At 69.1% G+C, this 24,692-nt stretch carries 21 protein-coding genes and 1 tRNA gene; 17 read left to right on the top strand and 5 right to left on the bottom strand.

Going from position 1 to position 24,692, the window contains the following annotated elements; translation table 11 throughout:
- Positions 1-131: 131 nt before the first annotated feature.
- The 14 genes from ileS to LRM40_RS06180 all read left to right on the top strand — a co-directional run bounded on the left by ileS (position 132) and on the right by LRM40_RS06180 (position 13,884).
- Entirely contained in the window at positions 132-3,038 is a 2,907-nt protein-coding gene (gene ileS / locus LRM40_RS06245) for an isoleucine--tRNA ligase (protein WP_151123721.1), read from the top strand.
- A 13-nt stretch (positions 3,039-3,051) separates the two neighbouring features.
- Positions 3,052-3,564 carry a signal peptidase II gene (lspA, locus tag LRM40_RS06240; RefSeq protein WP_151123720.1) on the top strand — a complete coding sequence of 171 codons (513 nt, stop codon included), beginning with the start codon at positions 3,052-3,054 and terminating at the stop codon, positions 3,562-3,564.
- Positions 3,565-3,602: 38 nt separating this feature from the next.
- Entirely contained in the window at positions 3,603-5,297 is a 1,695-nt protein-coding gene (locus LRM40_RS06235; RefSeq protein WP_151123719.1) for an ABC1 kinase family protein, read from the top strand.
- Positions 5,298-5,418: 121 nt separating this feature from the next.
- Positions 5,419-6,276, top strand: coding sequence for a DUF2189 domain-containing protein (locus LRM40_RS06230; RefSeq protein ID WP_151123718.1), 858 nt, complete (start codon positions 5,419-5,421; stop codon positions 6,274-6,276).
- Positions 6,277-6,323: 47 nt separating this feature from the next.
- On the top strand, positions 6,324-6,749 hold the full coding sequence (locus LRM40_RS06225; RefSeq protein ID WP_170288837.1) for a YchJ family protein: 426 nt from the start codon (positions 6,324-6,326) through the stop codon (positions 6,747-6,749).
- Positions 6,750-7,523, top strand: coding sequence for a pseudouridine synthase (locus LRM40_RS06220; protein WP_151123717.1), 774 nt, complete (start codon positions 6,750-6,752; stop codon positions 7,521-7,523). It begins immediately after the preceding gene.
- A gap of 76 nt (positions 7,524-7,599) precedes the next feature.
- Positions 7,600-8,481: an EamA family transporter RarD gene (gene rarD / locus LRM40_RS06215; protein ID WP_151123716.1), complete on the top strand. Its 882-nt coding sequence runs from the start codon at positions 7,600-7,602 to the stop codon at positions 8,479-8,481.
- Between the two features lie 70 nt (positions 8,482-8,551).
- Positions 8,552-8,627 (top strand) — tRNA-Ala (locus LRM40_RS06210).
- Positions 8,628-8,990: 363 nt separating this feature from the next.
- Positions 8,991-9,668 carry an energy transducer TonB gene (locus tag LRM40_RS06205; RefSeq protein WP_231067751.1) on the top strand — a complete coding sequence of 226 codons (678 nt, stop codon included), beginning with the start codon at positions 8,991-8,993 and terminating at the stop codon, positions 9,666-9,668.
- An 87-nt stretch (positions 9,669-9,755) separates the two neighbouring features.
- Positions 9,756-10,598, top strand: a complete 843-nt coding sequence (locus tag LRM40_RS06200; protein WP_151123715.1) for a MotA/TolQ/ExbB proton channel family protein — start codon at positions 9,756-9,758, stop codon at positions 10,596-10,598.
- A 107-nt stretch (positions 10,599-10,705) separates the two neighbouring features.
- Complete coding sequence (locus LRM40_RS06195; RefSeq protein ID WP_022982018.1) at positions 10,706-11,134, top strand: ExbD/TolR family protein; 429 nt, start codon at positions 10,706-10,708, stop codon at positions 11,132-11,134.
- Between the two features lie 11 nt (positions 11,135-11,145).
- Positions 11,146-11,571 carry an ExbD/TolR family protein gene (locus LRM40_RS06190; protein WP_151123714.1) on the top strand — a complete coding sequence of 142 codons (426 nt, stop codon included), beginning with the start codon at positions 11,146-11,148 and terminating at the stop codon, positions 11,569-11,571.
- Positions 11,572-11,696: 125 nt separating this feature from the next.
- Complete coding sequence (locus LRM40_RS06185; RefSeq protein WP_151123713.1) at positions 11,697-12,893, top strand: tetratricopeptide repeat protein; 1,197 nt, start codon at positions 11,697-11,699, stop codon at positions 12,891-12,893.
- 7 nt (positions 12,894-12,900) lie between these two features.
- Entirely contained in the window at positions 12,901-13,884 is a 984-nt protein-coding gene (locus tag LRM40_RS06180; protein WP_151123712.1) for an MBL fold metallo-hydrolase, read from the top strand.
- Between the two features lie 3 nt (positions 13,885-13,887).
- Here the strand turns inward: LRM40_RS06180 and edd are convergent, their stop codons facing one another.
- Together edd and LRM40_RS06170 are read right to left on the bottom strand one after the other, a co-directional pair.
- Positions 13,888-15,726 carry a phosphogluconate dehydratase gene (gene edd, locus LRM40_RS06175; RefSeq protein ID WP_151123711.1) on the bottom strand — a complete coding sequence of 613 codons (1,839 nt, stop codon included), beginning with the start codon at positions 15,724-15,726 and terminating at the stop codon, positions 13,888-13,890.
- A gap of 100 nt (positions 15,727-15,826) precedes the next feature.
- Positions 15,827-16,453 (bottom strand): nucleotidyltransferase family protein, encoded by a 627-nt coding sequence (locus LRM40_RS06170; RefSeq protein ID WP_151123710.1) that lies wholly within the window; start codon positions 16,451-16,453, stop codon positions 15,827-15,829.
- Between the two features lie 108 nt (positions 16,454-16,561).
- Between LRM40_RS06170 and pdxH the strand changes: the two genes are divergently transcribed.
- Complete coding sequence (gene pdxH / locus LRM40_RS06165) at positions 16,562-17,200, top strand: pyridoxamine 5'-phosphate oxidase (protein WP_151123709.1); 639 nt, start codon at positions 16,562-16,564, stop codon at positions 17,198-17,200.
- Positions 17,201-17,237: 37 nt separating this feature from the next.
- Here pdxH and msrA read toward each other — a convergent pair whose 3' ends face one another.
- The 3 genes from msrA to LRM40_RS06150 form a co-directional block, all read right to left on the bottom strand.
- Complete coding sequence (gene msrA, locus LRM40_RS06160; protein ID WP_151123708.1) at positions 17,238-17,774, bottom strand: peptide-methionine (S)-S-oxide reductase MsrA; 537 nt, start codon at positions 17,772-17,774, stop codon at positions 17,238-17,240.
- Positions 17,775-17,807: 33 nt separating this feature from the next.
- Positions 17,808-21,626, bottom strand: coding sequence for a DUF748 domain-containing protein (locus tag LRM40_RS06155; protein WP_151123707.1), 3,819 nt, complete (start codon positions 21,624-21,626; stop codon positions 17,808-17,810).
- 310 nt (positions 21,627-21,936) lie between these two features.
- Positions 21,937-23,493: a UbiD family decarboxylase gene (locus tag LRM40_RS06150; protein ID WP_151123706.1), complete on the bottom strand. Its 1,557-nt coding sequence runs from the start codon at positions 23,491-23,493 to the stop codon at positions 21,937-21,939.
- Positions 23,494-23,526: 33 nt separating this feature from the next.
- On the opposite strand from LRM40_RS06150, the gene LRM40_RS06145 reads away from it, so the two are divergent.
- Positions 23,527-23,697: a hypothetical protein gene (locus LRM40_RS06145; protein WP_170288836.1), complete on the top strand. Its 171-nt coding sequence runs from the start codon at positions 23,527-23,529 to the stop codon at positions 23,695-23,697.
- Between the two features lie 62 nt (positions 23,698-23,759).
- On the top strand, positions 23,760-24,686 hold the full coding sequence (locus LRM40_RS06140) for a lytic transglycosylase domain-containing protein (protein ID WP_231067750.1): 927 nt from the start codon (positions 23,760-23,762) through the stop codon (positions 24,684-24,686).
- The last annotated feature ends 6 nt before the right edge of the window (positions 24,687-24,692 follow it).

Genomic DNA, 24,692 nt, shown 5'->3' with positions numbered 1-24,692 from the left:
CCACGCGCGACCGAATTCCGCTCGGCGCGGCCTGAACCCGGCCCCGCCTGCCCTGTCGCGCGGCGCCCGCGGCGCCGTTCCTCCCTTTTCGCCTGCCCCTGCGTGCGGCCCTCTGCGCCGTGCGAGACGCCATGACCGACAAGACCCCTGCCCCGAAGAACGACGCCAAGGACAGCGGCGGTGCCTACCGCGCCACGCTGAACATGCCCGACACCCCCTTCCCGATGCGCGGCGACCTGCCCAAGCGCGAGCCGGGCTGGGTGAAGGACTGGAATGAAGGCGGCCTGTACAAGCGCCTGCGCGACGCCCGCCACGGCGCCCCGCTGTTCGTGCTGCACGACGGCCCGCCCTACGCCAACGGCCAGATCCACATGGGCCACGCCGTCAACAAGGTGCTCAAGGACATGATCGTCAAGAGCCGCCAGCTGGCCGGCTTTGACGCCCAGTACATCCCGGGCTGGGACTGCCACGGCCTGCCGATCGAGAACGCGATCGAGAAGAAGCACGGCCGCAACCTGAGCCGCGACGACATGCAGGCCAAGAGCCGCGCCTACGCCACGGAGCAGATCCAGCAGCAGCGCGAGGACTTCAAGCGCCTGGGCGTGCTGGGCGACTGGGAGCGCCCCTACCGCACGATGGACTTCGCCAACGAGGCCGGCGAGATCCGTGCCTTCAAGCGGGTGATCGAGCGCGGCTTCGTCTACCGCGGCCTCAAGCCCGTCTATTGGTGCTTCGACTGCGGCAGCTCGCTGGCCGAGTTCGAGATCGAATACGCCGACAAGAAGAGCGACACCCTGGACGTGGCCTTCGAGACCGATGACGCGGACGCCCTGGCCGCCGCCTTCGGCCTGCCGGCACTGCCCGTGGGCAAGAGCGGCTTCATCGTCATTTGGACCACCACCGCCTGGACCATTCCGGCCAACCAGGCGCTGAACGCCCACCCCGAGCTGAGCTACGCCCTGGTCAACACCCCCATGGGCTGCCTGGTGCTGGCCGAGGAGCTGGTGGAGAGCTGCCTGCAGCGCTTCGGCCTGGAAGGCCAGGTGCTGGCCACCGCCAAGGGCGAAAAGCTGGGCGGGCTGAACTTCCGCCACCCGCTGTATGACGTGGACGCTGGCTACCGCCGCCTCTCGCCGGTCTACCTGGCCGACTATGTCTCCGCCAGCGACGGCACCGGCGTCGTCCACTCCTCGCCGGCCTACGGCCTGGACGACTTCAACTCCTGCGTCGCCAACGGCCTGAGCTACGACCAGATCCTCAACCCGGTGCAGGGCAACGGCTGCTATGCGGCGGATTTCCCGCTCTTCGGCGGACTGCACATCTGGAAGGCCATCCCCGTCATCCTGGAGGCGCTGAAGAACGCCGGCCGGCTGATGGCCACCGTGCCCATCACCCACAGCTACCCGCACTGCTGGCGCCACAAGACGCCGGTGATCTACCGCGCCGCCGCGCAGTGGTTCATCCGCATGGACGAGGAGACGCCCGACAGCCGCGGCGTCTTCGTCAAGGACCGGGCCGAGAAGACCCTGCGCCAGATGGCGCTGGAGGCCATCGAGCACACCTCCTTCTACCCGGAGAACGGCCAGGCCCGGCTGCGCGACATGATCGCCAACCGGCCGGACTGGTGCATCTCGCGCCAGCGCAGCTGGGGCGTGCCGGTGCCCTTCTTCCTGCACAAGGACACGGGCGAGCTGCATCCGCGCACGATGGAGATCCTGGACCAGGCCGCCGACATCGTGGAGCAGGGCGGCATCGAGGCCTGGAGCCGCGTGACCGCGGAGGACATCCTCGGCGCGGCAGATGCCCCGTTTTACACCAAGAGCACCGACATCCTGGAGGTGTGGTTCGACTCGGGCTCGACCTTCTGGCACGTGCTGCGCGGCAGCCATGCCAAGGCCTACCCGAACGGCGATTTCCATGCCGAAGGCCCCGAGGCCGACCTCTACCTGGAAGGCCATGACCAGCACCGCGGCTGGTTCCACAGCTCGCTGCTGCTGGGCTGCGCGCTGTTCGGTCGCGCACCCTACAAGGGCCTGCTGACCCACGGCTTCACCGTGGACAGCCAGGGCCGCAAGATGAGCAAGAGCCTGGGCAACGGCATCGACCCGCAGGAGGTCAACAAGAAGCTCGGCGCCGAGATCATCCGCCTGTGGGTGGCCGCCAGCGACTACTCCGGCGACATCGCCGGCGACGACAAGATCCTGGCCCGGGTGATCGACGCCTACCGTCGCATCCGCAACACCCTGCGCTTCCTGTTGGCCAACACGTCCGATTTCGACCCTGCCACCGACGCGGTGCCGGAGGCCGAGCTGCTGGAGATCGACCGCTACGCCCTGGCCCGCGCCAGCCAGCTGCAGGCCGAGATCCTGGCCCACTTCGACCGCTACGAGTTCCACCCGGTGGTGTCCAAGCTGCAGGTCTACTGCTCGGAAGACCTGGGCGCCTTCTATCTGGACGTGCTCAAGGACCGGCTCTACACCACCGCGCCCAAGAGCCTGGCGCGCCGCTCGGCCCAGACGGCGCTGTGGCAGATCACCCACGCCATGCTGCGCTGGATGGCGCCGTTCCTGAGCTTCACTGCCGAGGAGGCCTGGCCGATCGTCGCGGGGGCGAATAACCAGGGCTCGATCTTCTTCGAGACCTTCTGGAAGTTCACGACGCCGGACGAGGCCCTGCTGGCCAAGTGGGGCCGCATCCGTGCCATCCGCGAGCTGGCCAACAAGGAGATCGAAGCCCTGCGTGCGGCCGGCCAGGTGGGCGCGTCGCTGCAGGCCACGCTGACCATCGCCGCCGGCGCCGACGACGCCGCCCTGCTGCGCTCGCTGGGCGAGGACCTGAAGTTCGTCACCATCACCTCGGCGGTGTCGGTGGTGGACGCGGCCGAGCTGGCCGTCACGGTGGCGCCCAGCGCCGCGGTCAAGTGCGAGCGTTGCTGGCACTACCGCGACGACGTGGGCAGCGACGCGGCCCATCCCACGTTGTGCGGCCGCTGCAGCAGCAACCTCTACGGCGCGGGCGAAGCCCGCACCGTGGCCTGAAGCGGGGGACGGCATGGCCCGCAGCAGCAGCGCGCGCAGCAAGTCTTCCGGCGGCGGCACCAACCTATGGGTCTGGCTGGGCCTGGCCGCGGTGGTCATCCTGCTGGACCAGTTCAGCAAGACGCTGATCCTGGGTTTCTTCCAGCTGGGGGACAGCCACACCGTCACCTCGTTCTTCAATGTGGTGCGGGCGCACAACCCTGGTGCGGCCTTCTCCTTCCTGGCCGGGGCCTCGGGCTGGCAGCGCTGGTTCTTCATCGGCCTGGGCGCGGCCGCCTCGGCCTTCATCGTCTGGATGCTGCGCCGCCATCCCGGCCAGACCCTGTTCTGCTTCGCGGTCAGCATGATCCTGGGCGGCGCGCTGGGCAATGTGATCGACCGGGTCATCCACGGCTATGTGGTGGACTTCATCCAGGTCCATTACGCCGGGCGCTACTTCCCGTCCTTCAACCTCGCCGACAGCGCCATCACGCTGGGCGCGATCTGTCTGATCCTGGACGAGCTGCGGCGCGTGCGCAAGGGCTGAGCCCCGGCCCCGCAGCGGCCGGACGGTAGACTGGCCCCATGCTGCTCGAGACCATCGACACCGCCCGCGACCTGGGGCGTCTGAAGACCATCGCCGGGGTGCTGATCCGCCATGGGCTGGGCGATCTGGTGCGCCGCTGGGGCTTGGCCGACACGCTGGACCGCGCCGGCCATCGCCTGCACTGGGAAGGCGCCGCCGACCTGGCCCGTCTGCCCCCGCCGGTGCAGCTGCGCAAGGCCCTGGAGGAACTGGGCCCCACCTTCGTCAAGCTGGGCCAGATCCTGGCCGGCCGAGCGGACCTGCTGAGCGCCGAATGGATCCGTGAGTTGGAGCAGCTGCACAGCCAGGTGCCGGCGCTGCCGCTGGAGCAGTTGCGTCCCCAGCTGGTGCAGGACCTGGGCGCGCCGCCCGAGGAGGTGTTCGCCAGCTTCGACCCCGAACCCCTGGCCGCGGCCTCCATCGCCCAGGTGCACCGGGCCACGCTGCAGGACGGCACCGAGGTCATCGTCAAGATCCGCCGCCCGGGCATCGACGCCATCATCGAGGCTGATCTGCGCCTGCTGGAGCGCTTTGCCGGCATCGCCGAGAAGCAGGTGCCCGCCCTCAAGCCCTATCGGCCGCAGAACCTGGTGCGGGAATTCGGCCGCTCGCTGCGCCGCGAGCTGGACCTGGCGGCCGAATGCCACAACGCCGAGCGCATCGCCACCAACCTGATGCCGCTGGGCTTCGTCGTGATCCCCGCCGTTCACTGGGAACACACCAGCGCCCGCCTGAACGTGCAGACGCTCATCCAGGGCACGCCCGGCACCGACCTGGCGCGGGTGGAGGCCGAGGGCATGGACAAGGTGCTGCTGGCCAAGCGGGGCGCCCAGGCGGTCATGAAGATGATCGTCGAGGACGGCTTCTTCCATGCCGACCCGCACCCCGGGAACGTCTTCTACCTGCCGGACAACCGGCTGGCCTTCATCGACTTCGGCATGGTCGGCCGGCTCTCATCACGCCGGCGCGAGGAGCTGCTGCAGCTGCTGCTGGGCCTGGTGCAGCGCCGCCCCCAGGCCGTGGCCGATGTGCTGATGGACTGGGCCGGTGCCGAGGCCAATGTGCAGCTCAACCAGCTCGAGGCCGAGATCGAGGAGTTCGTCGACCAGTACCACGGCACGCCGCTGGCCCAACTGAGCCTGGGCCAGATGCTGACCGACGTGACGGCCATCCTGCGCGAACACAGCTTGGCCCTGCCAGCCGACCTGGCCCTGCTGATCAAGGCCTTCATCTCGCTGGAGGGCATGGGCCGCGCGCTGGACCCGGACTTCCACATGGCCCAGGAGGCCCTGCCCCTGCTGCGCCAGGTGGTGCGGGCCCGCTACCAGCCCAAGGCCCTGGCCAGCCGCGGCCTGCAATCGCTGCAGCGGGTCTTCCAACTGGCCGAGCAACTGCCGCACGACATCTCCCGCCTGCTGCGCAGTGCGCGGCGCGGCCAGCTCAACATCAACATCGAGGTGCAGTCGCTGCAGCGGGTGGGCGACCAGCTCGACCGCGCCGCCAGCCGGCTCTCGGTGGCCCTGGTGATCGCAGCCCTGATCATCGGCTCGTCCATCGTGATGACGGTGCACAGCGGCCCCCAGTTGCTGGGCCTGCCCGCCTTCGGCCTGATGGGCTTCGTCGGCGCCGCCCTGGGCGCCTTCTGGCTGGTGCGCTCCATCATCCGCAGCCGGCGGCACCTGGACGACGAGTGATGGCCTGTGCGGCCTCGGCAGCCGGCTGACGTCTTCGTCACCCGGGTTGCTGCGGACAGGGCTGTCCCGCTCTCCAACCCTTCGCCAGCGGCGTAGGGTATGGGGACAGGAGGGTTTGCACATGCCACAGGTTGAACACCACCCTGGAGTCTCCTTCGGTGCCGCCACTGCGGCATCCACCACGGCGCCACGGCCGCTGCCGGCCGCCAGCGGTTCGCCGGCGCTGCGCCAGCTGCCACTGTCCGCACCCTTTCGCTGGCTGCTGATGGGCTGGCGCGATTTCAACGAGTGCCCGGCCATCGGCCTGTTCTACGGCACCGCCTTCATGGCCATGGGCTGGCTGCTGCTCTCGGTCTTCCACCATGCGCCGGCCTACACGCTGGCCCTGTCGGCCGGCTTCCTGCTGCTGGGCCCCTGCCTGTGCCTGGGCATCTACCAGGCCAGCCGCTCCCTGCACCTGGGCGAAACGCCTGACCTGGGCCGCTCCCTGCTGGCCTGGGAGACCCGCACCGGCCAACTCGCCATCTTCGGCTTCGTGCTGCTGATCCTGGAGATGCTGTGGGGCCGGGCCTCGCTGATCGTCTTCGCGGTCAGCTTCGACGGCATGCCCGACTTCAAGGGTTCGCTGACCGCCCTGCTCAACCCCGAGAACGTCGAGTTCGCCATCACCTATCTCTCGGTCGCCGCGGTGTTCGGCGGCCTGATCTACGCGGTGAGCGCCATCTCCATCCCGATGCTGCTGGACCGCGACACCGACGCCGTGACCGCCGGCCTGACCAGCCTGCGCCTGGTGTTGGGCCAACCCCTGGTGATGCTGCTGTGGGCCCTGCTGCTGCTGGTGCTGGTGGTGGTGGCCATGCTGCCCTGGTTTGCCGGCCTGCTGGTGGTGGCGCCGGTGCTGGGCCATGCCAGCTGGCACGCCTACCGCGAAGCGGTGCTGCCCGAGGCCGAGGAGGACGGCTCCGCCGATCCGGACTGAGTCTTCGGCGCCCAGGTGCCCGTCCGCCGTTCGGGCAAGATGGTGGGATGCCGATTGCCCCTGACGCCCCCTGCCCCTGCGGTCGCCTGTCCCCCGGCGGCCGCCAAGAGACCTTACCCTATGGGCGTTGCTGCGGCCGCTGGCACCAGGGCCCCACCCGCCTGCAGGCGCCGGACGCCGAGAGCCTGATGCGCTCCCGCTACAGCGCCTATGTGCTGGGCCTGCACGACTACCTGCTCGATACCTGGCACCCCGACACCCGGCCGGCCACCCTGGCCCCCGATGAGCCCGGTCTGCGATGGCTGGGGCTGGAGGTGCGCCGCCATGAGCCACGGGACGACGACCATGCCATGGTCGAATTCGTGGCCCGCTGCAAGCTGGGCGGCCGGGCGCAGCGCCTGCACGAATGCAGCCGCTTCGAGCGCAATGCCCTGGGCCAGTGGCTGTACCTGGACGGCCAGTTCCGCGACTGAATGCTGCCCCCCATCCTGTACCGGGACGAGGACCTGATGGTGGTCCACAAGCCCGCCGGCCTGCTGGTGCACCGCTCCACCCTGGACTGGCATGAGCACGACAGCGTGCTGGACCGCCTGCGCCAGGGCCTGCCCGGCGACGAGGCCGCCCACCTGGCACCGGCCCACCGCCTGGACAAGGGCACCTCGGGCCTGCTGATCTTCACCCGCCACGCCCAGGCCGCGCGCCGCATGGGCGAACTGTTCGACGCCGGCCAGGTGCACAAGCGCTACCTGGCGCTGGTGCGCGGCTGGCCGCTGCCAGAAGGCGAGTGTGCCCACCCCCTGGCCCGGGACCCTGAGCGCCCCAGCCAGGGGCAGACGCTGCTGCCGGCAGTCACCCACTACCGGCGCCTGGCCCATGTGGAGTGGCCGCTGGCGGTGGACGGCCGCCACCCCACCGCGCGCTATGCCCTGGTGGAGGCTCGGCCTCTGACCGGGCGCCGGCACCAGATCCGGCGCCACTTCAAGCACCTGGCCCATCCCTTGATCGGGGACGCCACCCACGGCAAGGGCCCGCACAACCGCGCCGTCGCAGCCTGGACCGGCACGGCACGGCTGTGGCTGCTGGCTCACCATCTGAGCCTACCCCACCCGATCACCGGCCAGCCGATGACACTGCCCGCCCCTGCGGAACCGGAATGGGCCGGATTGCTCCGCAGGGGGGACTGGGTTCTTGACGACGCCGCTGCGCTCGCTGCCGTGGTGCCGCCCGAGCGACCCCTGCACCCCTGAGGCCAGCCGGCCCAGGCGAGAATGCCGGCTCACTGACTTTGCGGACCGAGCCCGCCAGAGGCTTCGCCGCCGCTCCATGCAAAACGGTCTGCTTGCCGCTGCCCTGGCCTACATCATCTGGGGCCTGTTCCCGCTCTACTTCCACCAACTCAGCCAGATCGGCGCCTTCGAGCTCGTGCTCCACCGCACGCTCTGGGCCCTGGGCTTTCTGCTGCTGGTGCTGGCCTGGCGCCGCCAATGGCAATGGCTGCGCGAAGCCTGGCGCAAGCCCAGGCTGATGGCCCTGTATGCCACCAGCGCCACGCTCCTGTCCGTCAACTGGCTCATCTACGTGTGGGCCGTGAACAACCAGCATGTGCTGGAGGCCAGCCTGGGCTATTTCATCAATCCGCTGGTGAATGTGCTGCTGGGCGTGCTGGTGCTGCGGGAGCGCCCCCGCCCTGCCCAGTGGGCCGCCCTGACGCTGGCCGCGGGCGCCGTGCTGTGGCTGAGCTGGCACACCGGCGCCCCACCCTGGATTGCGCTGTCGCTGGCATTGAGCTTCGGGGTCTATGGCCTCATCAAGAAAACGGCACCGCTCGATGCCCTGGAAGGCCTGACGCTGGAAACGCTGCTGCTGGCCGTGGTGGCCGCCCCCGTCCTGCTGGGTTGGGACCTGAGCGGCCGCAGCGCGCTGACAGGCGCACCGGCCAACCTCTGGGCCTGGCTGCTGCTGGCGGGGCCACTCACGGCCGTGCCGCTGCTCCTGTTCGGGCATGGCGCACGACGCATCCCTCTGAGCACATTGGGCCTGCTCCAGTACATCAGCCCTTCGCTGCAGTTCCTGCTGGGCGTCTGGCTGTTCCACGAACCCCTGCAAGCCACCCGGCTCACCGGCTTCGCGCTGATCTGGCTGGCCCTGCTGCTCTACAGCGGCGAGAGCCTTTGGCGCGCCAGACAACTGTCCCGCACCACCTGACCGCGGGCTTGCCCCGAGCTCGAGCGGCTTGCCCGAACCCAGTGCAGCCATGCTATGATTTATGGCTTATGGGGACGTAGCTCAGCTGGGAGAGCGTCGCGTTCGCAATGCGAAGGTCGGGAGTTCGATCCTCCTCGTCTCCACCAAACACCGCACAGGGGTTGCACCGAAAGGCCGCAACCCCTTTGTTTTTTGAAGGGCGCTCCACCAGGCGCCTGCTGCCAGCTTGGGGATACGCAAGCTGGCCGACAGGTCACCATACTGGTGCGTCATGCTGGCACAGAACTCGCTGGGGTGATCAACTACCGCGAAGCCTCCTGAGCAAGCAAGACTCGGAGAATCTTGGGTTAGACGCTTCAATTTGTTTAGTTTTGGAGCGTTTACCCAAACCTTCTAAGGGTCTAGCCTCGGTAAGGTGGATGAAGTTGGGCGCTATAGTGGCGCCTTTTGGTGACCCACAAGGTCGCCGTCGACGAAAGACAGCGCCGAAAGGCGACTGGAGGATACGAGTGGATTTCGCTGAATCGCAGCGCCGCCCGGGCAAGCACCCTGTGGGGCTGATCATCGTGATCGTGCTGCACCTGTTGCTGGGCTGGGCCTTGCTCAGTGGCCTGGCCCGCAAGGTGGTCGAGGTCGTGAAGGCCCCGATCGAAACCAAGATCATCGAGGAGGTCAAGCCCCCGCCGCCGCCGCCGCCCGAGAATCTTCCGCCGCCTCCCAAGAATCTGCCCCCGCCGCCGGCCTTCGTGCCGCCGCCCGAGGTGCAGGTGGCTCAGCCGCAGGCCCCGACCATCACCACCACGAACGTGCAGCCGCCGCCGCAAGAGGTGAAGATCAGCCCTGCAGCGCCGGCCGTGCAAGCGCCTCCGGCCCCGCCCGCTCCGCGCGCGGCCCGTCCGGCCATCGCTGACATCAACGCTTGTGCGCCCAAGGGTTCCGACTACCCGCTGGCGGCCGCCCGCGCCAACGCGACCGGCACGACCCGTGTGCGGTTCACCGTGGACGGTTCCGGCAAGTTGTCGAAGGTCGAGGTGGTGAAGTCGTCGGGCCCGTCCCGCGAGCACCGCATGCTCGATCGTGTGGCGGTGGACAAGCTCAGCGAGTGCTCGTTCAAGCCTGGCATCGACGACAGCGGCCACCCCGTGGGCGGCACGTTCGAGTTCGAGTACGTCTGGACCCTGCAGTAAATCTCTTTTTTTGAACCGCCCGCCCGCTCGGCGACCCGCCGGCGTGACGGGCCTCCCCTCTCCCCCTGGATACCCCTTGGAGTGAACATGTCCTTTCTGAAGCTTCTGCGCGCGCCCCTGGTGGCAGCCACCATCGCCTTCACCGGCACCCTGCCGCTGGCCGCTCTGGCGCAGGAGACCGCCGCCTCTGCCCCGGCCGAAGCCAGCGCGCCGGCCGATGTCGCCGCCCCCGCGCCTGGCACGGTGCCCACGCCCGAAACCAAGAAGGAAACCATCGACAACCCCTACGGGCTGGATGCCCTGTGGAGTCAGGGTGACTTCGTGGCCCGCGGCACGCTGATCATCATGATCCTGATGTCGATGGGCAGCTGGTACATCATCTTCACCAAGCTCTGGGAACAGCACAAGATGTTCAAGAGCGCCGGCTCGGTGGGCGAAGACTTCTGGAAGTCGGGCTCGATCAAGGCCGGTGCCGCCAAGCTGGAAGAAGGCTCGGCCTTCCGTTTCGTGGCCGACCAGGGCATCAAGGCCGCTGAGCACCACGAAGGCACGCTGGTCGACAACATCGACCTGCACACCTGGATCGGCATGAGCGTCGAGCGCGCTGTTGGCAACATCAACAGCCGCCTGCAAGATGGCCTGGCCTTCCTGGCCACCGTCGGTTCCACCGCCCCGTTCGTGGGTCTGTTCGGTACCGTGTGGGGCATCTATCACGCCCTGACCGCCATCGGCATCTCGGGCCAGGCCTCCATCGACAAGGTGGCCGGCCCCGTGGGTGAAGCCCTGATCATGACCGCTTTCGGTCTGGCCGTGGCCGTGCCCGCGGTGATGGGCTACAACTGGCTGATCCGTCGCAACAAGTCTGTGATGGAAAAGGTCCGCGCCTTCTCGGGCGACGTGCACAACGTGCTGCTGGCCGGCAAGAAGTGATTCTCTTGGGCGGTGCCTGAGCACTGCCCACGGGCCGCGACCCCGGCCGCGCCGGGCCGATCCCCGGCGCACCGGACGAACCGTCCGCTCGAACAAAGGAACGCAAGATGGCTATGAGCGTTGGCTCCGCCGATGGCGATGAAGAGCAGATGAATTCCAGCATCAACACCACGCCCCTCGTGGACGTGATGCTGGTGCTGCTCATCATCTTCCTGATCACCATTCCCGTGGTGACCCAGTCCGTCAACCTGTCCCTGCCGAAGGAAATCAACGTCCCGACGCAGACCAAGCCGGAAAACATCCTGCTGGCGGTGACCAAGGACGGCGACGTGTACTGGTCCACCAAGTACATCCCCGACACCGAGACCCTGGTGGAGATGCTCAAGAAGGAAGCGGTCAAGGTGCCGCAACCCGAAGTGCACATCCGCGGTGATGAGAACGCCCGCTACGAGTCGGTGGGCCGCCTGATCGTGGCCTGCCAGCGCGCTGGCATCGCCAAGGTGGGCTTCATCACCGAGCCGCCGGCCAAGAACTGAAAGGAAGCGCCATGGCCATGAGTGTCGGGTCGTCCGCCGAAGACGACATGATGGTCGAGATGAACACCACGCCGCTGATCGACGTGATGCTCGTCCTGCTGATCATGTTCATCATCACCATCCCGGTGCAGACGCACGCGGTGAAGATGAACATGCCGGTGAACTCCCACAACGCACCGCCGCCCAAGCCGCCCGAGATCGTGCGCATCGACATCGACTTCGATGGCACGATCGGCTGGAACGGTGAACAGGTGCCCAGCCGGGGCGACCTGGAAGCGCGGCTGTACCGACTGTCGCTGCTGCCGGACCAGCCCGAGGTGCATGTGCGCCCCAACAAGCTGGTGACCTACAAGTACGTCGCCATGGTGCTGGCCGAAGCGCAGCGCCTGGGCGTGACCAAGATCGGCATCATCGGCAACGAGCAGTTCATGAACTGACCCTGGGTGCGGGCTTTCGCCGTCCGGGCGAAGCACCGTACCGCTTGCCGCAGAATCGGGGTTCGTTCCGCAAGGTCCGAACCCCGATGTCTTTTCGGACCCTCCCGCTAAGGAATTCGCATCACATGACCAAGCTGCGCCATCTCGCCGCCGCCCTGCTGCTCGCCGGCAGCCTCACCTCCGTTCACGCCCAGAGCCTGCGCCCCGAAGTGGGCAAGCCGCTGCAGCAGGCCGGTGACCTGCTGCGTGCCGGCAAGGCCAAGGAAGCCCTGGCCAAGGTCAACGAGGCCGACCGCGCCGGCAACAAGACCCCGGCCGAGACGCTGATGATCGAACGCATGCGTGGCGCGGCCGCTCAGCGTGCCGGCGACAACGCCACCGCGGCCAAGGCCTTCGAAGCCGCCTTCGCCACCGGCAAGCTCAGCGCCGCCGAGCAGTCGCAGGTGGCTGAGTCGCTGGCCTTCACCTATTCGCAGCTGAAGGACAACGCCAAGGCCTCCCAGTGGCTGCAGAAGGCCCAGTCCCTGGGCAACAACAGCGCCCAGCTCAAGCAGCTGGCGGCCTACCTGCAGGCTGCCGGCGGCGACTACAGCGCGATTGCCAAGAGTGCCGCGGCCGCCGTGGCCGCTGCAGAACAGGCCGGCAAGAAGCCGGACGAAGGCGACCTGCTGCGGCTGGCCGACGCCTACCAGCGCACGCACAACGCGACCGCCGAATACGCCGCCCTCGAGAAGCTGGTGGCCAACTACCCGAAGAAGGACTACTGGGCGGCGCTGCTGGGCCGCATCCAGCGCAAGCCCGGCTTCTCCGACCGCTTCGCCGTCGACGTGCTGCGCCTGAAGCTGGCCACCGGCAACCTGACCAGCGCCGACGAATACATGGAACTGGCCCAGCTGGCCCTGCAGGCGGGCTATGCATCCGAAGGCAAGGCCGTGGTGGACAAGGGCATGGCCGCCGGCGTGCTGGGTGTCGGCAGCGAGGCCGCCCGTCACAAGCGCCTGCTGGACCTGGCCGTGAAGCAGGAACAGGAAGGCAAGGCCCATCTGGCCCAGGAAGTGGAACAGGCCCGTGACGGCAACGCGCTGGTGCAGGTGGGTGCCCAGTTGGTGTCCTACGGCCAGGTCGATCAGGGCATCGACCTGCTGGAGAAGGGCATTGCCAAGGACCAGTTGCGCAAGCCGGCCGACGCCAAGCTGCGCCTGGGTCTGGCCCAGCTGAAGAAGAACAAGGCCAAGGGTCTGCAGACGCTGCGCAGCGTCCAGGGCACGGACGGCGTGGCCGACATCGCCCGCCTGTACGCCATCCTGGCCAGCCAGTCCTGAGGTCGACATGACGTCCTGCCCCGTGGTCGACGGCCGCCCCCTGGACCCGGAGGTGGTCCGACCGCTGGGGTATGGCGTGTACCAGATCGACACCCTGTTCCAGCGCGCCCATTTCGATGCGGCTTACCTCATCGTCGATGATGGCCATGCGGCCTTCATCGACACCGGCACCGGCCTGGCGGTCCCACGCCTGCTGGCGGCCCTGGATGCGCTGGGGCTGCGCCGGGATCAGGTCGACTGGGTGATCCCCACGCATGTGCACCTGGACCATGCCGGGGGGGTGGGGCCCCTGATGCAGCATCTGCCCCGCGCCCGGGCACTGGTCCATCCCCGCGGCGCCCCGCACATGATCGACCCCAGCGTGCTGTACATGGGCGCCCTGGCGGTCTACGGCCAGGCCGAGATGGATCGCTCCTACGGCACGCTGGTGCCCGTGCCGGCCGAGCGCGTGGTGGAAAGCGAAGATGGTCAGCAGGTGCCGCTGGGACAGCGGGTGCTCACGCTGATCGACAGCCCCGGGCATGCGCGCCACCACCACTGCATCTGGGATCCGGTCTCGCGCGGCTGGTTCACCGGCGACGCCTTCGGCCTGAGCTACCGGGAGCTGGACATCGATGGCCAGCCCTGGGTGATGCCGACGACCACGCCGGTGCAGTTCGATCCGGCCGCGATGCGGCAGACCATCGCGCGGCTGATGGCCAGCCAGCCCGAATGCATGTACCTGACGCACTACGGCCGCTGCGCGCCGGTGCCACCCATGGCAACACAGCTGCTGGCCCTGCTGGACAAGGTGGAGGCCCTGGGCCTGCGCCTGAAGAAGGCACCGGATCGCCACGCGGCCCTGTGTCAGGGCCTCTCTCAGATCTACCGGGCCAGCCTGCTGGCCACGGGCAGCACGCTGCCGGCCAACGAGATCGACCACCTGCTCGCGATGGACATCGAACTCAACGCCCAGGGCATGGGCGTCTGGCTGGACAAGCTGCCCGACTGAGCCTCAGCCGAGGGGGGATCGGGGCACCCAGGTGCAGGCCCCCTCCTCCGCGGTGAGCACCTGCTGCCGCATGCCGGCGAAAAGCTCCCGTCCCCAGCCATGGGCCGCATCCTCGGCCAGGGCATGGGTCCGCCGGGCCGGTGTCCGTGCGTCCCACACCGCTTGCGGCACCAGGGCCTGCAAGGTGCCTGCCTCGGCATCCAGTCGGATCAGGTCGCCGTCCTGAACCTTGGCCAAGGGGCCTCCTGTCAGTGCTTCGGGCCAGACATGGATGGCCGCAGACACCTTGCCGGAGGCCCCGCTCATGCGTCCGTCGGTCACCAGGGCCACACGTTGGCCGCGCCCCTGCAGCACCGCCAGCGGCGGCGTGAGCTTGTGCAACTCGGGCATGCCGTTGGCCTGCGGCCCCTGGAAGCGCACCACCGCCACGAAATCCCCCGTCAGCTCACCGGCCTGAAAGGCCGCCTGCAGCGCCTCCTGGCTGTCGAAGACCCGGGCCGGCGCCTCGATGACATGGCGGTCGGCCGGCACGGCCGAGACCTTGATGACCGCGCGCCCCAGGTTGCCGGTCAGCAGCTGCAGCCCCCCGGTGGCCGAGAACGGCTCGGAGGCCGGCCGCAGCACCTGCGCATCGCCGCTTTCGGCCGCCACCGGCGCACGGACGACCTCGGCCTGTGCGCCCAGGCCCGGCACGGTGCCGTAGGCCGCCAGCCCCTCACCCACGACGGTGTGCACATCCGGGTGCATCAACCCGGCCTGCAGCAGCTCGCGGATGACGAAGGCCGGCCCGCCAGCGGCCTGGAACTGGTTCACGTCTGCTGCGCCGTTGGGATAGACCCGGGCCAGCAGCGGCACCACGGCCGAAAGCGCGGAAAAGTCGCTCCAGTCGATCAGGTGCCCCGCCGCCCGGGCGACCGCCACCCAGTGGATCAGGTGGTTGGTCGAGCCCCCGGTGGCCAGCAGGGCCACCATGGCATTGACGATGCAGCGGGCGTCCACCTGGTGACCGATGCAGCCACCACGGGCCGCCAGGGCGAGCACGGTGTCCACCGCCTCCCGGGTCAGGGCTTCGCGCAGCGGTGCATGGGGGTGGATGAAGGCGGCCCCCGGCACATGCAGACCCATGGCCTCCAGCAGCATCTGGTTGGAGTTGGCCGTGCCGTAGAAGGTGCAGGTCCCCTCGCCGTGGTAGGCCGCCTGCTCGGCCGCCAGCAACTCGGCCCGACCCACCAGGCCCTGGGCCGCCTGCTCGCGCACCTTGGCCTTGGCCTCGTTCGAGAGGCCGGAACTCATGGGACCCGCCGGCACGAACACGCAGGGCAGATGGCCGAAATGCAGGGCCCCGATCAGCAGGCCCGGCACGATCTTGTCGCAGATGCCCAGCAGCAGTGCGCCGTCGAAGACGTCGTGCGACAGCGCAATGGCCGTGCCCATCGCGATGGTGTCGCGCGAGAACAGCGACAACTCCATCCCCGGTTGGCCCTGGGTCACCCCGTCGCACATGGCCGGCACACCGCCGGCCACCTGGACGGTGGCCCCCGCCGCATGGGCGGCCTGACGGATCAGCGCCGGGAATCCCTCGTAGGGCCGGTGGGCCGACAGCATGTCGTTGTAGGCCGTGACCACGCCCAGGTTGGGCGCGCGCTCGGCCACCACCTTCAGGCGTTCATCGCCCGGCATGGCCGCAAAGGCATGGGCCACGTTGGCGCACCCCAGGCGCTGCGATGCCGGAGGCCGCTGGCGCATCGCGTCCACACGCTGGAGGTAGGCACCGCGCAGCCCCCGGCTGCGCTCGTCGATGCGGGCCGTGACCTCGGCCAGAACGGGGTGCAATGGACGCATGGGACTCTCCTGCAAGCGCCGGCCACCGGGCGGCTGACCCGAGCCATTATTGGGTGCCCCAAGCGGCAGGGTCAAACCGGCAGGCCAGACCGCCGCAGGGTCATCCGTGGGCGCTCATGGCCGCGACCTCGGGCCAGCGGGCACGCAACCCCACCAGATCGGCCTCGCTGTCCAGCGGCTGCAGCACGCCAGGATCATCCACGGGGACGCTGACCGCCGGGTAGCGAACCAGCAGGCGCCGCACCCCGTCATCCTCCTCCAGGCGCAACAGCTCCGAGAACAGCTCGGTCCCGAAGCCCAGCGGGAAGCCCCGCTGGCCCCGATGTGCCGCATAGGCCACCGCATGGTCGTCCAGGGCCCGGGCCACGGCCTGCAGCACCGTCGGTCGCACCAGCGGCTTGTCGGCCGGCAGCAGCAGCCAGCCCGATGCGTCGGGCCGCGCGGCCACGCCCCGGGCCAGGGCATGAAATTCCCGAGGGCCCGCAGGCCCGGGCCGCGCTTCCTGCACCAGAACGTCCCGCCGCGCCACCCAGCGCGAGGCCTCCTCGGCCAGCTCCGGGGGGGTGACGACGATCATCGGCAGGCTGCTGGCCATCACGTTGTGCAGGGTGTGGGCCAGCACGCTGCGCTCGCCCAAGGCCTCGGACACCGCCGGGCGCTGCGCCGCCCCGCGCTGGCCGGGGGCGGCCTGCGGCACGATGACGATGACGGCAGGGATGGCGCTCATGACGCGTGGCGGCAAGCAATGGGACAGATGGACGGAGCTTCAGGCGCCAGCGGCATCAGGACAATGGGAGCATCACTTAAGGCCCCACCCCAGGCATACACTGTCGGCATGAGCGATCTGGGACACCTGCGCAAGAGCTATGAGCGCGACACGCTGGAGGAGACGCAGGCCTCCTCCGAGCCGCTGCGGCAGTTCGAACTGTGGATGAAGGAGGCGCTGGCCTCGGGTGTGGTGCCCGAGCCCAATGCGATGACGGTGGCCACCGTCTCGCCCGAGGGGCGCCCCTCCACCCGCGTCGTGCTGATCAAGGCCTTCGACGCACGCGGCATCGTCTGGTACACCAACTACCACAGCCGCAAGGGGCGCGAGCTGGCCGGCAATCCTTTCGCCGCGCTGCAGTTCCACTGGGTGGAAATGGAGCGGGTGGTGCGCATCGAAGGCCGGGTCGAGAAGGTCAGCGACGCCGAGTCGGACGCCTACTACGCCTCCCGCCCGCTCGATTCCCGCCTGGGGGCCTGGGCCTCGCCGCAAAGCGAGGTGATCAGTTCTCGCGCCGTGCTGGTGGCCAACGCGGCCAAGGCGGCCGCCCAGCATGGCCTGAACCCCGAGCGTCCGCCGCACTGGGGCGGCTTCCGCCTGGTGCCCGACCGCTGGGAGTTCTGGCAGGGCCGCAAGTCGCGCCTGCACGACCGGCTGAGCTACCGCCTGGTGGACGGCCAGTGGCTGCGCGAGCGCCTGGCGCCCTGATCTCCCGGCACAGCCAGCCCCGCTCGCCTGCGCGCCATCAGTCGCGCATCAAGCGGGCCATGGTCCGGCGAAACTTCTCCACCTTGGGCGCCACGACGAAGGCGCAGTAGCCCTGGCCCGGGTGGTTGGCAAAGTAGTGCTGGTGGTAGGCCTCGGCGGGCCAGAAGCTGCGCAGGGGTTCGAGTTCGGTCACCACCGGGTCCGTCAGCTGGGTCTGCACCTCCACCATCACCTCGGCGGCCACGGCGCGCTGCTCGTCCCGGTCCACATAGATGCCTGAGCGGTACTGGGTTCCCACATCGTTGCCCTGCCGGTTCAGCGTGGTGGGGTCGTGGATCAGGAAGAAGACCTCCAGCAACTCGCGCAGGCTGACCTGGGCGGGATCGAAGCGGATCTGCACCACCTCCGCATGCCCGGTACGCCCGGTGCACACCTGTTCGTAGCTGGGCGAATCGATCTGGCCGTTGGCGTATCCCGACAGCACCGAGCTGACGCCGCGCACCTGCTCGTAGACGGCTTCCAGGCACCAGAAGCAGCCTCCGGCCAGGGTGATGGTGTCGCTGGAGCGGTCCATGGCGAGTTCCTCGTTCGGCAAGTGTTGGGGGTCTCAGCGGGTGTCCAGACTCAGCTGGGCACTGGGCTGCCAGGTCTGGGAGTCCTGCGCCCGCCCGGCGGTTCCCTCGCCGCCCGCGGCTGCGGCGGCGTGCGCCTTGGGCGCGGCCAGGAACAGGCGCTCGCTGGGCAGGCCGCGGGCCAGCAGGGCATCCCGCACCGCAATGCCGCGGTCCAGGGCCAACTGGCGTGCGGTCTCGTCGTTGACGGGGGCGGCCTTGCGCAGCAAGGCCTCCATCTGCGCCACCGGGATGTCCTTGGCCAGGCCCAGCACGTTGCGCGGCTTGTCGGGCAGCTTGGTGTCGGCATAGACCTGCTTGAGCAGGGTGTCGCGGGTGGCGGCATCCAGCGCGGGCAGCGGGGCATCCGGTGCCGCCCCTTCCCGCAGGGCCAGGCGCCGCTGCTCAGCCAGCACCCGCTGCTGCACCCAGGCGGCCTGCAAGCCCTCGTGCTCGGCCGCCAGATCGGCGGTGCCCGTCACGGTCATGCGCAGGCCCGGCCGGTCCTGCAGCGCCTTGGCCACCTTGTCCAGGGCCGCCTCGGCACCCGGTGCCAACGTGGCGGTGCCGGGCAGGAAGGCCACCTGACTCAGGTCCGGTCCGCCGCCGCCGGTCAGCAGGGCGAAGGGCGCGGTGATCGCCTTGACCAGCAGGTTGACGATGACCTTGACGATCAGCCCGCCGATGCTGAACTGCGGATCGTTGATCGAGCCACTGATCGGCAGATCCAGGTCGATCACGCCGTTGCGGTCCTTCAGCAGAGCCACGGCCAGGAGCACCGGCAGCTTGGTGGCATCGGGACTGTCGATCTTGTCCCCGAAGGTCAGCTGGTTGAGGATGATTTGGTTGCGGGCCTGCAGCTTGCCGTCCGGATCGATGCGGTAGGCCACATCCATGGTCAGCTTGCCGCGCTCGATGGCGTAGCCGGCGTACTTGCCGGCATAGGGCGACAGCGGGGCGAGCTCCAGGTCGCTGGCCCGAGCCTGCAGGTCCATGGCCAGCGGGCTGGCCAGGGGGTTCACCGTGCCCTGGATGGCCAGCTGGGCCGTGCCGGCGGCGCGGCCGCTGAGCTGCACGGCGGCCATCTGCGACGAAGCGCTGCTGAAGCCACCGATGTGGCCGTTCAACTCGGTCAGGTCCGCCCGGTAGTTGGGACGGATGAAGTGGTCCTCGAAATCGATCCGTCCGCGCAACAGGTCCACGCCGCCGATGACGATCTGAGGGGCCAGGGCCGCAGGCACGCTTGCCGCCACGGGCGACTGGGCCGCGGTGATGACGGCCGAAGCGGCCGAGGCCACCGGCGCTGCCGACAGGGCCACGCCGACCGAAGCCCCGGCCGGGGTGGCCTCCGCCGGCGTCAGCCCGGCGGCCCGGCGCGCCGCCAGGTCATTCAGGTTCAGGCGCCCTTGTTCCGTGACCACCAGGCGTGCGAAGAAATCGGACAGGCTCACCTGTCCCAGCCCGTAGTGCGGCGCCTGCCCCGGCGCCATGCGAATGTCCAACCCGGTCAGCGCCAGCGATTGCCAGCTCATGAGCTCGTCGGCCTGGGCCTGGGCGGTGGCATCCCCCACGGCGCCCAGGCGGCTGTTGAGTCGGAAGTCGTTGAGCCTGGCCTCGCCTTGCAAGCCCAGGCTGAGGCCGGCCGCCCCCCAGGCCATCCGGGTCTGCAGCCTGGCGCTGGCCTGCGCATGGTCCACCGACACCGGCCAGCCGCCATCCAGATAGGCGGATGCGGTGGACAGCGGCAGTTGGTCCGCGCGGATCTGCCCCTTCCAGCCCCACGGCTCCAGGCCCAGCTGCCCCTGCCAGCGCAGGCTGCCCGGGCGGCGGGATCGCTCGGCGGCCAGCCAGCGCAGTTCACCCTGCAAGGGCACCGAGGCCCCCTTGGCCGCCGGCCATTGCAGCGCCCCCACCCGCAGCCCCAGCCCGTCCAGGTTCACCTGGACGGGCTCGCCGCCATGGACCTCGTCCCGCCACTGCAGCCGCCCTTTCTCGAGGGTGGTCTGTCCCAGCGCCATCTGCCAGGCCGGTTCGGCAGATGCCTCTGAGGTGGAGCGGCCGGCGCTGGCCGGTTGCGGTCGAATCCAGCGAGCCAGGTCCAGCCCGCCCAGGGCATCCCGGTGCAATTGCACCTGGGGTGCAGTCCAGCGCAACTGCTCCACCTTGACGGCATGGGCCGGACCATCGACGGTCACGTTCTGCACAACCAAGCGGTCCCAGGCGGCGGCCGTGCGCGCCGCCCGTCCGTCCCCGTCGATCAGCTTCCATCCATCCAGCGACAGCTCGGGCACCTGCACCGTCGGCAACTGCGCCCCTGGCGCACCCTGCCAGCTCACCTGGGCCTGGGCCGACACGCTGCCTTGCAGGCGCGGCTGCAGGTAGGCCGCCAGATAGGGTTGCCAGGCCTCGACCCGCCAGTCCTTGGCCGTCAGGTCCAGGCGCCCGCCTTCGCGGCTCAACGCGCCCTGCACCTGCGCTTCTCCCGAGGGTGCGGAGGTGTCACCCGACGTCAGCGCCCCGCGGGCCTGCAGACGCGTGGCGTGCGCCGCATCGGCCAGCGGCCAGCGCAAGGCCTGGACCGAAGCCGATGGCAGCGACAGGGTCCACTGGCCGGCAGGGCGCGGCAGCGCATCCGACAAGGAGATCTGGGTGTCTTCCAGCGTCAGGCGATCGAGCGAGAAGGCCCATGCCGGTGCGTCCGCCGCGGCTGCACCGGTCGCGGAAGTGGAGGCCGGCACGGAAGCGGGAGAGGGTCGACCCGATGTCGTCGGAGCGCCCGCCAGCGCCAGCCAGTCCCAATGGCCCCGCTCATCGCGCCGCGTGGCCAGGCGCAGGCCTTTGAGTTGCAGTTCAGCCAGGTCCAGCCGATGTTGCCGGGGCGCCAGGGTGGTGATCTTCAGGTCCACCGCCTGTACCGCCACCGCCCGGGACTGGTCGGGCCACTGCAGGGCGAAGTCCTTCAGCCCCACCTGGCCCGACAACTGCCAGTCCAGGCCCTGCGGGCCCTGCGTGATGCCCAGGGCCAGGTCCAGGGCCACATGCCCCTGCTGCAGCTTCAGTGGCAGGCTGGCCGGCAGGTAGGGGACCCAGTGCGCCAGATCCAGATCCGGCAGGCGCACATGGACCTGCTCCGGCGCCTGGGGGTCGAAAGGGGTGAGGCGGGCGCCGGTGTCGAAGTGACTGCCATCCAGGACGAAGGCCAGGCGGGGCTGGACCTCGATCTTCTCGTCCGCCGCGCTGAGCGTCGAAATGAAAGGCACCCCCAGCGTCAGAGCCGACAGGTGGTGGCGCTGACCGAGCGGGCGGTCATCGACATCGATCTGGCCGTCCAGGATCTGGAGGTTGTAGAGCGCAAACCGGGCCGGACCGGATGACGCAGGGGCATCGGCGGGCGCCTGCCAGCGCTGCAGCAGATCGTCGACGTCGTAGTGGCCTTCGGCCGTGCGGCTGAGATTGAGCCGCGGTCCCTTCAGCACCAGCGAACGCACCACGGGCGCGCGGTGCCACAGCGAGGACCAGCCCAAAGACAGCGACAGCTCATCCACATGGAGCTGTGGCGGCTCGCCGGCATGCGCCGCCACCACGTCCAGGTTTTCCATCCGCAGGCGCAACAGAAAGGGATTGAAGCGGATCGTCTCGACCTGCACCGGCCGGCCGAGCCACTCCGGCGCGTGGGCCTGCAGCGCCCGGCGCAAGCCCCAGGGCACGCCCACCGCCATCAACAGGGCCAGCAGGGCCAGCACCGACACGCCCCAGGCGAGGCGGCGGCCCGGATGACGTGCAAAGAAAGACAGGAATCGGGTGACGACGGACATGACGCTCTCGGGGGCCTCTTGGCTCCCCGGACGGGAACACCACGTCACTATAGGCTGGCGGCGAGACTGTTTGGCGGTGAGGTCGGGCAGGCCTTGCGCTCGGTCCGGTCCCCAAAAGCACAAAGCCCCTCTGCACCGGATGGTCCAGAGGGGCCCGGGGTGAATGTCTCACCCGGTGGGGCACTGGCGAAATTTGGGCCTGTGCCCCCGAAGCGCACCGACGGCGCCTTCGAGGATTGCCTCTCAGAAGAGGCAGTTTCAGATTACTCCCACCCCCGCGGCTTGGCAAGGGGGTGAATGCGAAGAGCGCTCAGCGCCCGGCCATCAGCTGCTCGAAGAGCGCGTCCATGCGCTGCTTCACACCGCTCTCCATCTCGATCGTCCGGCCCCACTCGCGCGCGGTCTCGCCCGGCCACTTGTTCGTGGCGTCCAGCCCCATCTTGCCGCCCAGGCCGCTGACCGGCGAGGCGAAATCCAGGTAGTCGATCGGCGTGTGTTCCACCAGCGTGGTGTCGCGCACCGGGTCCATGCGGGTGGTGATCGCCCAGACCACCTCCTTCCAGTCGCGGATGTTGACGTCCTCGTCGGTCACCACGATGAACTTGGTGTACATGAACTGGCGCAGGAAGCTCCACAGGCCGAACATCACCCGCTTGGCATGGCCCGGGTAGGCCTTGCGGATCGAGATGATGGCCATGCGGTAGCTGCAGCCCTCGGGCGGCAGATAGAAGTCCACGATCTCCGGAAACTGCTTCTGCAGCAGCGGCACGAACACCTCGTTGAGGGCCACGCCCAGCACGGCCGGCTCGTCGGGCGGCTTGCCGGTGTAGGTGGAGTGGTAGATCGGGTCGCGCCGGTGGGTGATGCGGTCGATGCGGAAGACCGGAAACCAGTCCTGCTCGTTGTAATAGCCGGTGTGGTCGCCGTAAGGCCCTTCCAGCGCGTGCAGGTAGCCACCGATCTCCTTGACCGGCACCCCGCGCTCGCTGTGGCCGCTGTAGCCCGCAGGGGCCGTGGGGATGTGCCCCTCCAGCACCACCTCGGCCCGGGCGGGCACCTGCAACTTGAGACTGCCCTCGCCCACCTGGGTGTCGGCCAGCTCGGTGCGGCCACCGCGCAGCAGGCCGGCGAACTGGTATTCGGACAGGGTGTCGGGCACCGGGGTGACGGCGCCCAGCGTGGTGGCCGGGTCGGCCCCCAGCGCCACCGCGATCGGAAAGGGCTGGCCGGCATTCACCCGCGCGAACTCGCGGAAATCCAGCGCGCCGCCCCGGTGGGCCAGCCAGCGCATGATCACCTCGTTGCGGCCGATCACCTGCTGGCGGTAGATGCCCAGGTTCTGGCGCTGGCGCGGCTGGGGCACCGACTGCGGTCCCCGGGTGATGACCAATCCCCAGGTGATCAGCGGTGCGGCGTCGCCTGGCCAGCAGTGCTGGATCGGCCAGTGAGCCAGGTCCACCTGCGCGCCTTCCAGCACCACCTCCTGACAGGCCGGCGAGCCCACCCGCGCGGGCTTCATGTCCCAGACGGCCTTGGCCATGTCCCAGAGCTTGCCCGCCTCGCGCAGGCTGCGCGGAGGCTCCGGCTCCTTGAGCGCCGCCAGCAGGCGACCCACGTCGCGCAGCTCGGCCAGGGAGGCCGCCCCCATGCCCAGTGCCACCCGCTTGGGCGTGCCGAACAAGTTGGCCAGCACGGGCACGGTGTGGCCGGTGGGCCGCTCGAACAGCAGGGCGGGCCCTTCGGCCCGCAACACGCGGTCGGCCAGGGCCGTCATCTCCAGATGGGGCGACACCGGCTGGGTCACCCGGCACAGTTCACCTTGCTGTTCCAGCCCCTGGACGAAGTCCCTCAGGTCACGGTATTTCATAGATTCTGGTTATAAAGAATCAAACCCATATGCTTGACCGGTTATTTCCGGTCTTCCTACAATCCGCTTCGACAACTGAAGTTTCAGGTTTGCCCGCGCCCCGCCCTGGGGTGCCGTGACAGGGAAACCTTCCGCTTCGACGTGAAGGCCGGCGAGCACAGCCCCGGCACCGCGAAGCATCCGATTATCGCCACCCTGGTCTGACCGACGGCGCGACGCCGCACAGACCCACGAACGGGGCGGCGACCCGAGAAGTGAGGAAGGACATGACTGAACCGCAATGGTGGCAGCGCATGACCGACGCAGTGCGCCACAGCGCAGGAGTGTTCCTGCGCGACGTGGGACGCGGACTGCTGGACGTCAGCCACAACATGCTGGCCTTGGTGGGATTGGTGGTCGTCACGGCCACGATCTTCCTGGCCGGCCGCGCGGACCTGCGTGCGTCCATCGAGCAACAGGCCTACGGCTGGCTGCAGGCCCGCCTGGCCCCGCCGGATGCCGTGAGCCCGGCCGATGACGCTTTGCTGCCCGAAGACCCGACCAATGCCAACCTGGCCCAGGCCCTGGCCGTGGACCCCAAGACCTTGAGCCGCCAGCAGGCGGTGGTGACCAATTGGCTGGCCCGCCGCTACCGGGTGGCCCCCGAACCCGTGGCCCGTCTGGTGCAGGAAGCTTGGCATGTGGGCCAGCGCACCGGCATGGATCCGACCCTGATCCTGGCCGTGGTCGCGATCGAATCCAACTTCAACCCCTTCGCCCAGAGCCCCGTGGGCGCCCAGGGACTGATGCAGGTGATGACCCGCGTGCACAACCAGAAGTACGAGGCCTTCGGCGGCACGCTGGCGGCCTTCGACCCGGTGTCCAACCTGCGCGTGGGCGTGCAGGTGCTGCGCGAGTGCATCTCGCGGGCCGGTGGCATCGAGGCTGGCCTGCGCTATTACGTGGGTGCGGCCAACTCGGATGCCGATGGTGGCTATGCCGTGCGCGTGCTGGCCGAGCAGGACCGCCTGCGCCGCGTTGCCGCGGGTCAGAACATCTCGGTGTACACCTCGAATGCGGTGGCAGCCGCCCCGGCCGAAGCGGCCTCCCACGCCACCCCGCTGCCCAACGCCGAACCGGCACCGAAAACGGTGCCGCCGGTGGGGCAACTGCCCGATGGCAAGGGCGAGCATGTCGCTCTGGTGACCGGCTGACGGTAC

The sequence above is a fragment of the Ideonella dechloratans genome, assembly GCF_021049305.1.
Lineage (GTDB): Bacteria > Pseudomonadota > Gammaproteobacteria > Burkholderiales > Burkholderiaceae_C > Ideonella > Ideonella dechloratans.
The sequence above is the reverse complement of the archived record's forward strand: the minus strand, read 5'-3'. Positions and strand labels throughout refer to the sequence as shown.

What these genes read in the sequence shown, in the direction of transcription:
- LRM40_RS06180 (WP_151123712.1), top strand. Translation starts at nt 12,901, where the DNA reads ATGACGTCCTGCCCCGTGGTCGACGGCCGCCCCCTGGACCCGGAGGTG.
- LRM40_RS06200 (WP_151123715.1), top strand. Translation starts at nt 9,756, where the DNA reads ATGTCCTTTCTGAAGCTTCTGCGCGCGCCCCTGGTGGCAGCCACCATC.
- LRM40_RS06155 (WP_151123707.1), bottom strand. Translation starts at nt 21,626, where the DNA reads ATGTCCGTCGTCACCCGATTCCTGTCTTTCTTTGCACGTCATCCGGGC.
- LRM40_RS06170 (WP_151123710.1), bottom strand. Translation starts at nt 16,453, where the DNA reads ATGAGCGCCATCCCTGCCGTCATCGTCATCGTGCCGCAGGCCGCCCCC.
- LRM40_RS06195 (WP_022982018.1), top strand. Translation starts at nt 10,706, where the DNA reads ATGGCTATGAGCGTTGGCTCCGCCGATGGCGATGAAGAGCAGATGAAT.
- lspA (WP_151123720.1), top strand. Translation starts at nt 3,052, where the DNA reads ATGGCCCGCAGCAGCAGCGCGCGCAGCAAGTCTTCCGGCGGCGGCACC.
- edd (WP_151123711.1), bottom strand. Translation starts at nt 15,726, where the DNA reads ATGCGTCCATTGCACCCCGTTCTGGCCGAGGTCACGGCCCGCATCGAC.
- LRM40_RS06190 (WP_151123714.1), top strand. Translation starts at nt 11,146, where the DNA reads ATGGCCATGAGTGTCGGGTCGTCCGCCGAAGACGACATGATGGTCGAG.
- rarD (WP_151123716.1), top strand. Translation starts at nt 7,600, where the DNA reads ATGCAAAACGGTCTGCTTGCCGCTGCCCTGGCCTACATCATCTGGGGC.
- pdxH (WP_151123709.1), top strand. Translation starts at nt 16,562, where the DNA reads ATGAGCGATCTGGGACACCTGCGCAAGAGCTATGAGCGCGACACGCTG.
- LRM40_RS06230 (WP_151123718.1), top strand. Translation starts at nt 5,419, where the DNA reads ATGCCACAGGTTGAACACCACCCTGGAGTCTCCTTCGGTGCCGCCACT.
- ileS (WP_151123721.1), top strand. Translation starts at nt 132, where the DNA reads ATGACCGACAAGACCCCTGCCCCGAAGAACGACGCCAAGGACAGCGGC.
- LRM40_RS06235 (WP_151123719.1), top strand. Translation starts at nt 3,603, where the DNA reads ATGCTGCTCGAGACCATCGACACCGCCCGCGACCTGGGGCGTCTGAAG.
- LRM40_RS06220 (WP_151123717.1), top strand. Translation starts at nt 6,750, where the DNA reads ATGCTGCCCCCCATCCTGTACCGGGACGAGGACCTGATGGTGGTCCAC.
- LRM40_RS06150 (WP_151123706.1), bottom strand. Translation starts at nt 23,493, where the DNA reads ATGAAATACCGTGACCTGAGGGACTTCGTCCAGGGGCTGGAACAGCAA.
- LRM40_RS06225 (WP_170288837.1), top strand. Translation starts at nt 6,324, where the DNA reads ATGCCGATTGCCCCTGACGCCCCCTGCCCCTGCGGTCGCCTGTCCCCC.
- LRM40_RS06185 (WP_151123713.1), top strand. Translation starts at nt 11,697, where the DNA reads ATGACCAAGCTGCGCCATCTCGCCGCCGCCCTGCTGCTCGCCGGCAGC.
- LRM40_RS06140 (WP_231067750.1), top strand. Translation starts at nt 23,760, where the DNA reads ATGACTGAACCGCAATGGTGGCAGCGCATGACCGACGCAGTGCGCCAC.
- msrA (WP_151123708.1), bottom strand. Translation starts at nt 17,774, where the DNA reads ATGGACCGCTCCAGCGACACCATCACCCTGGCCGGAGGCTGCTTCTGG.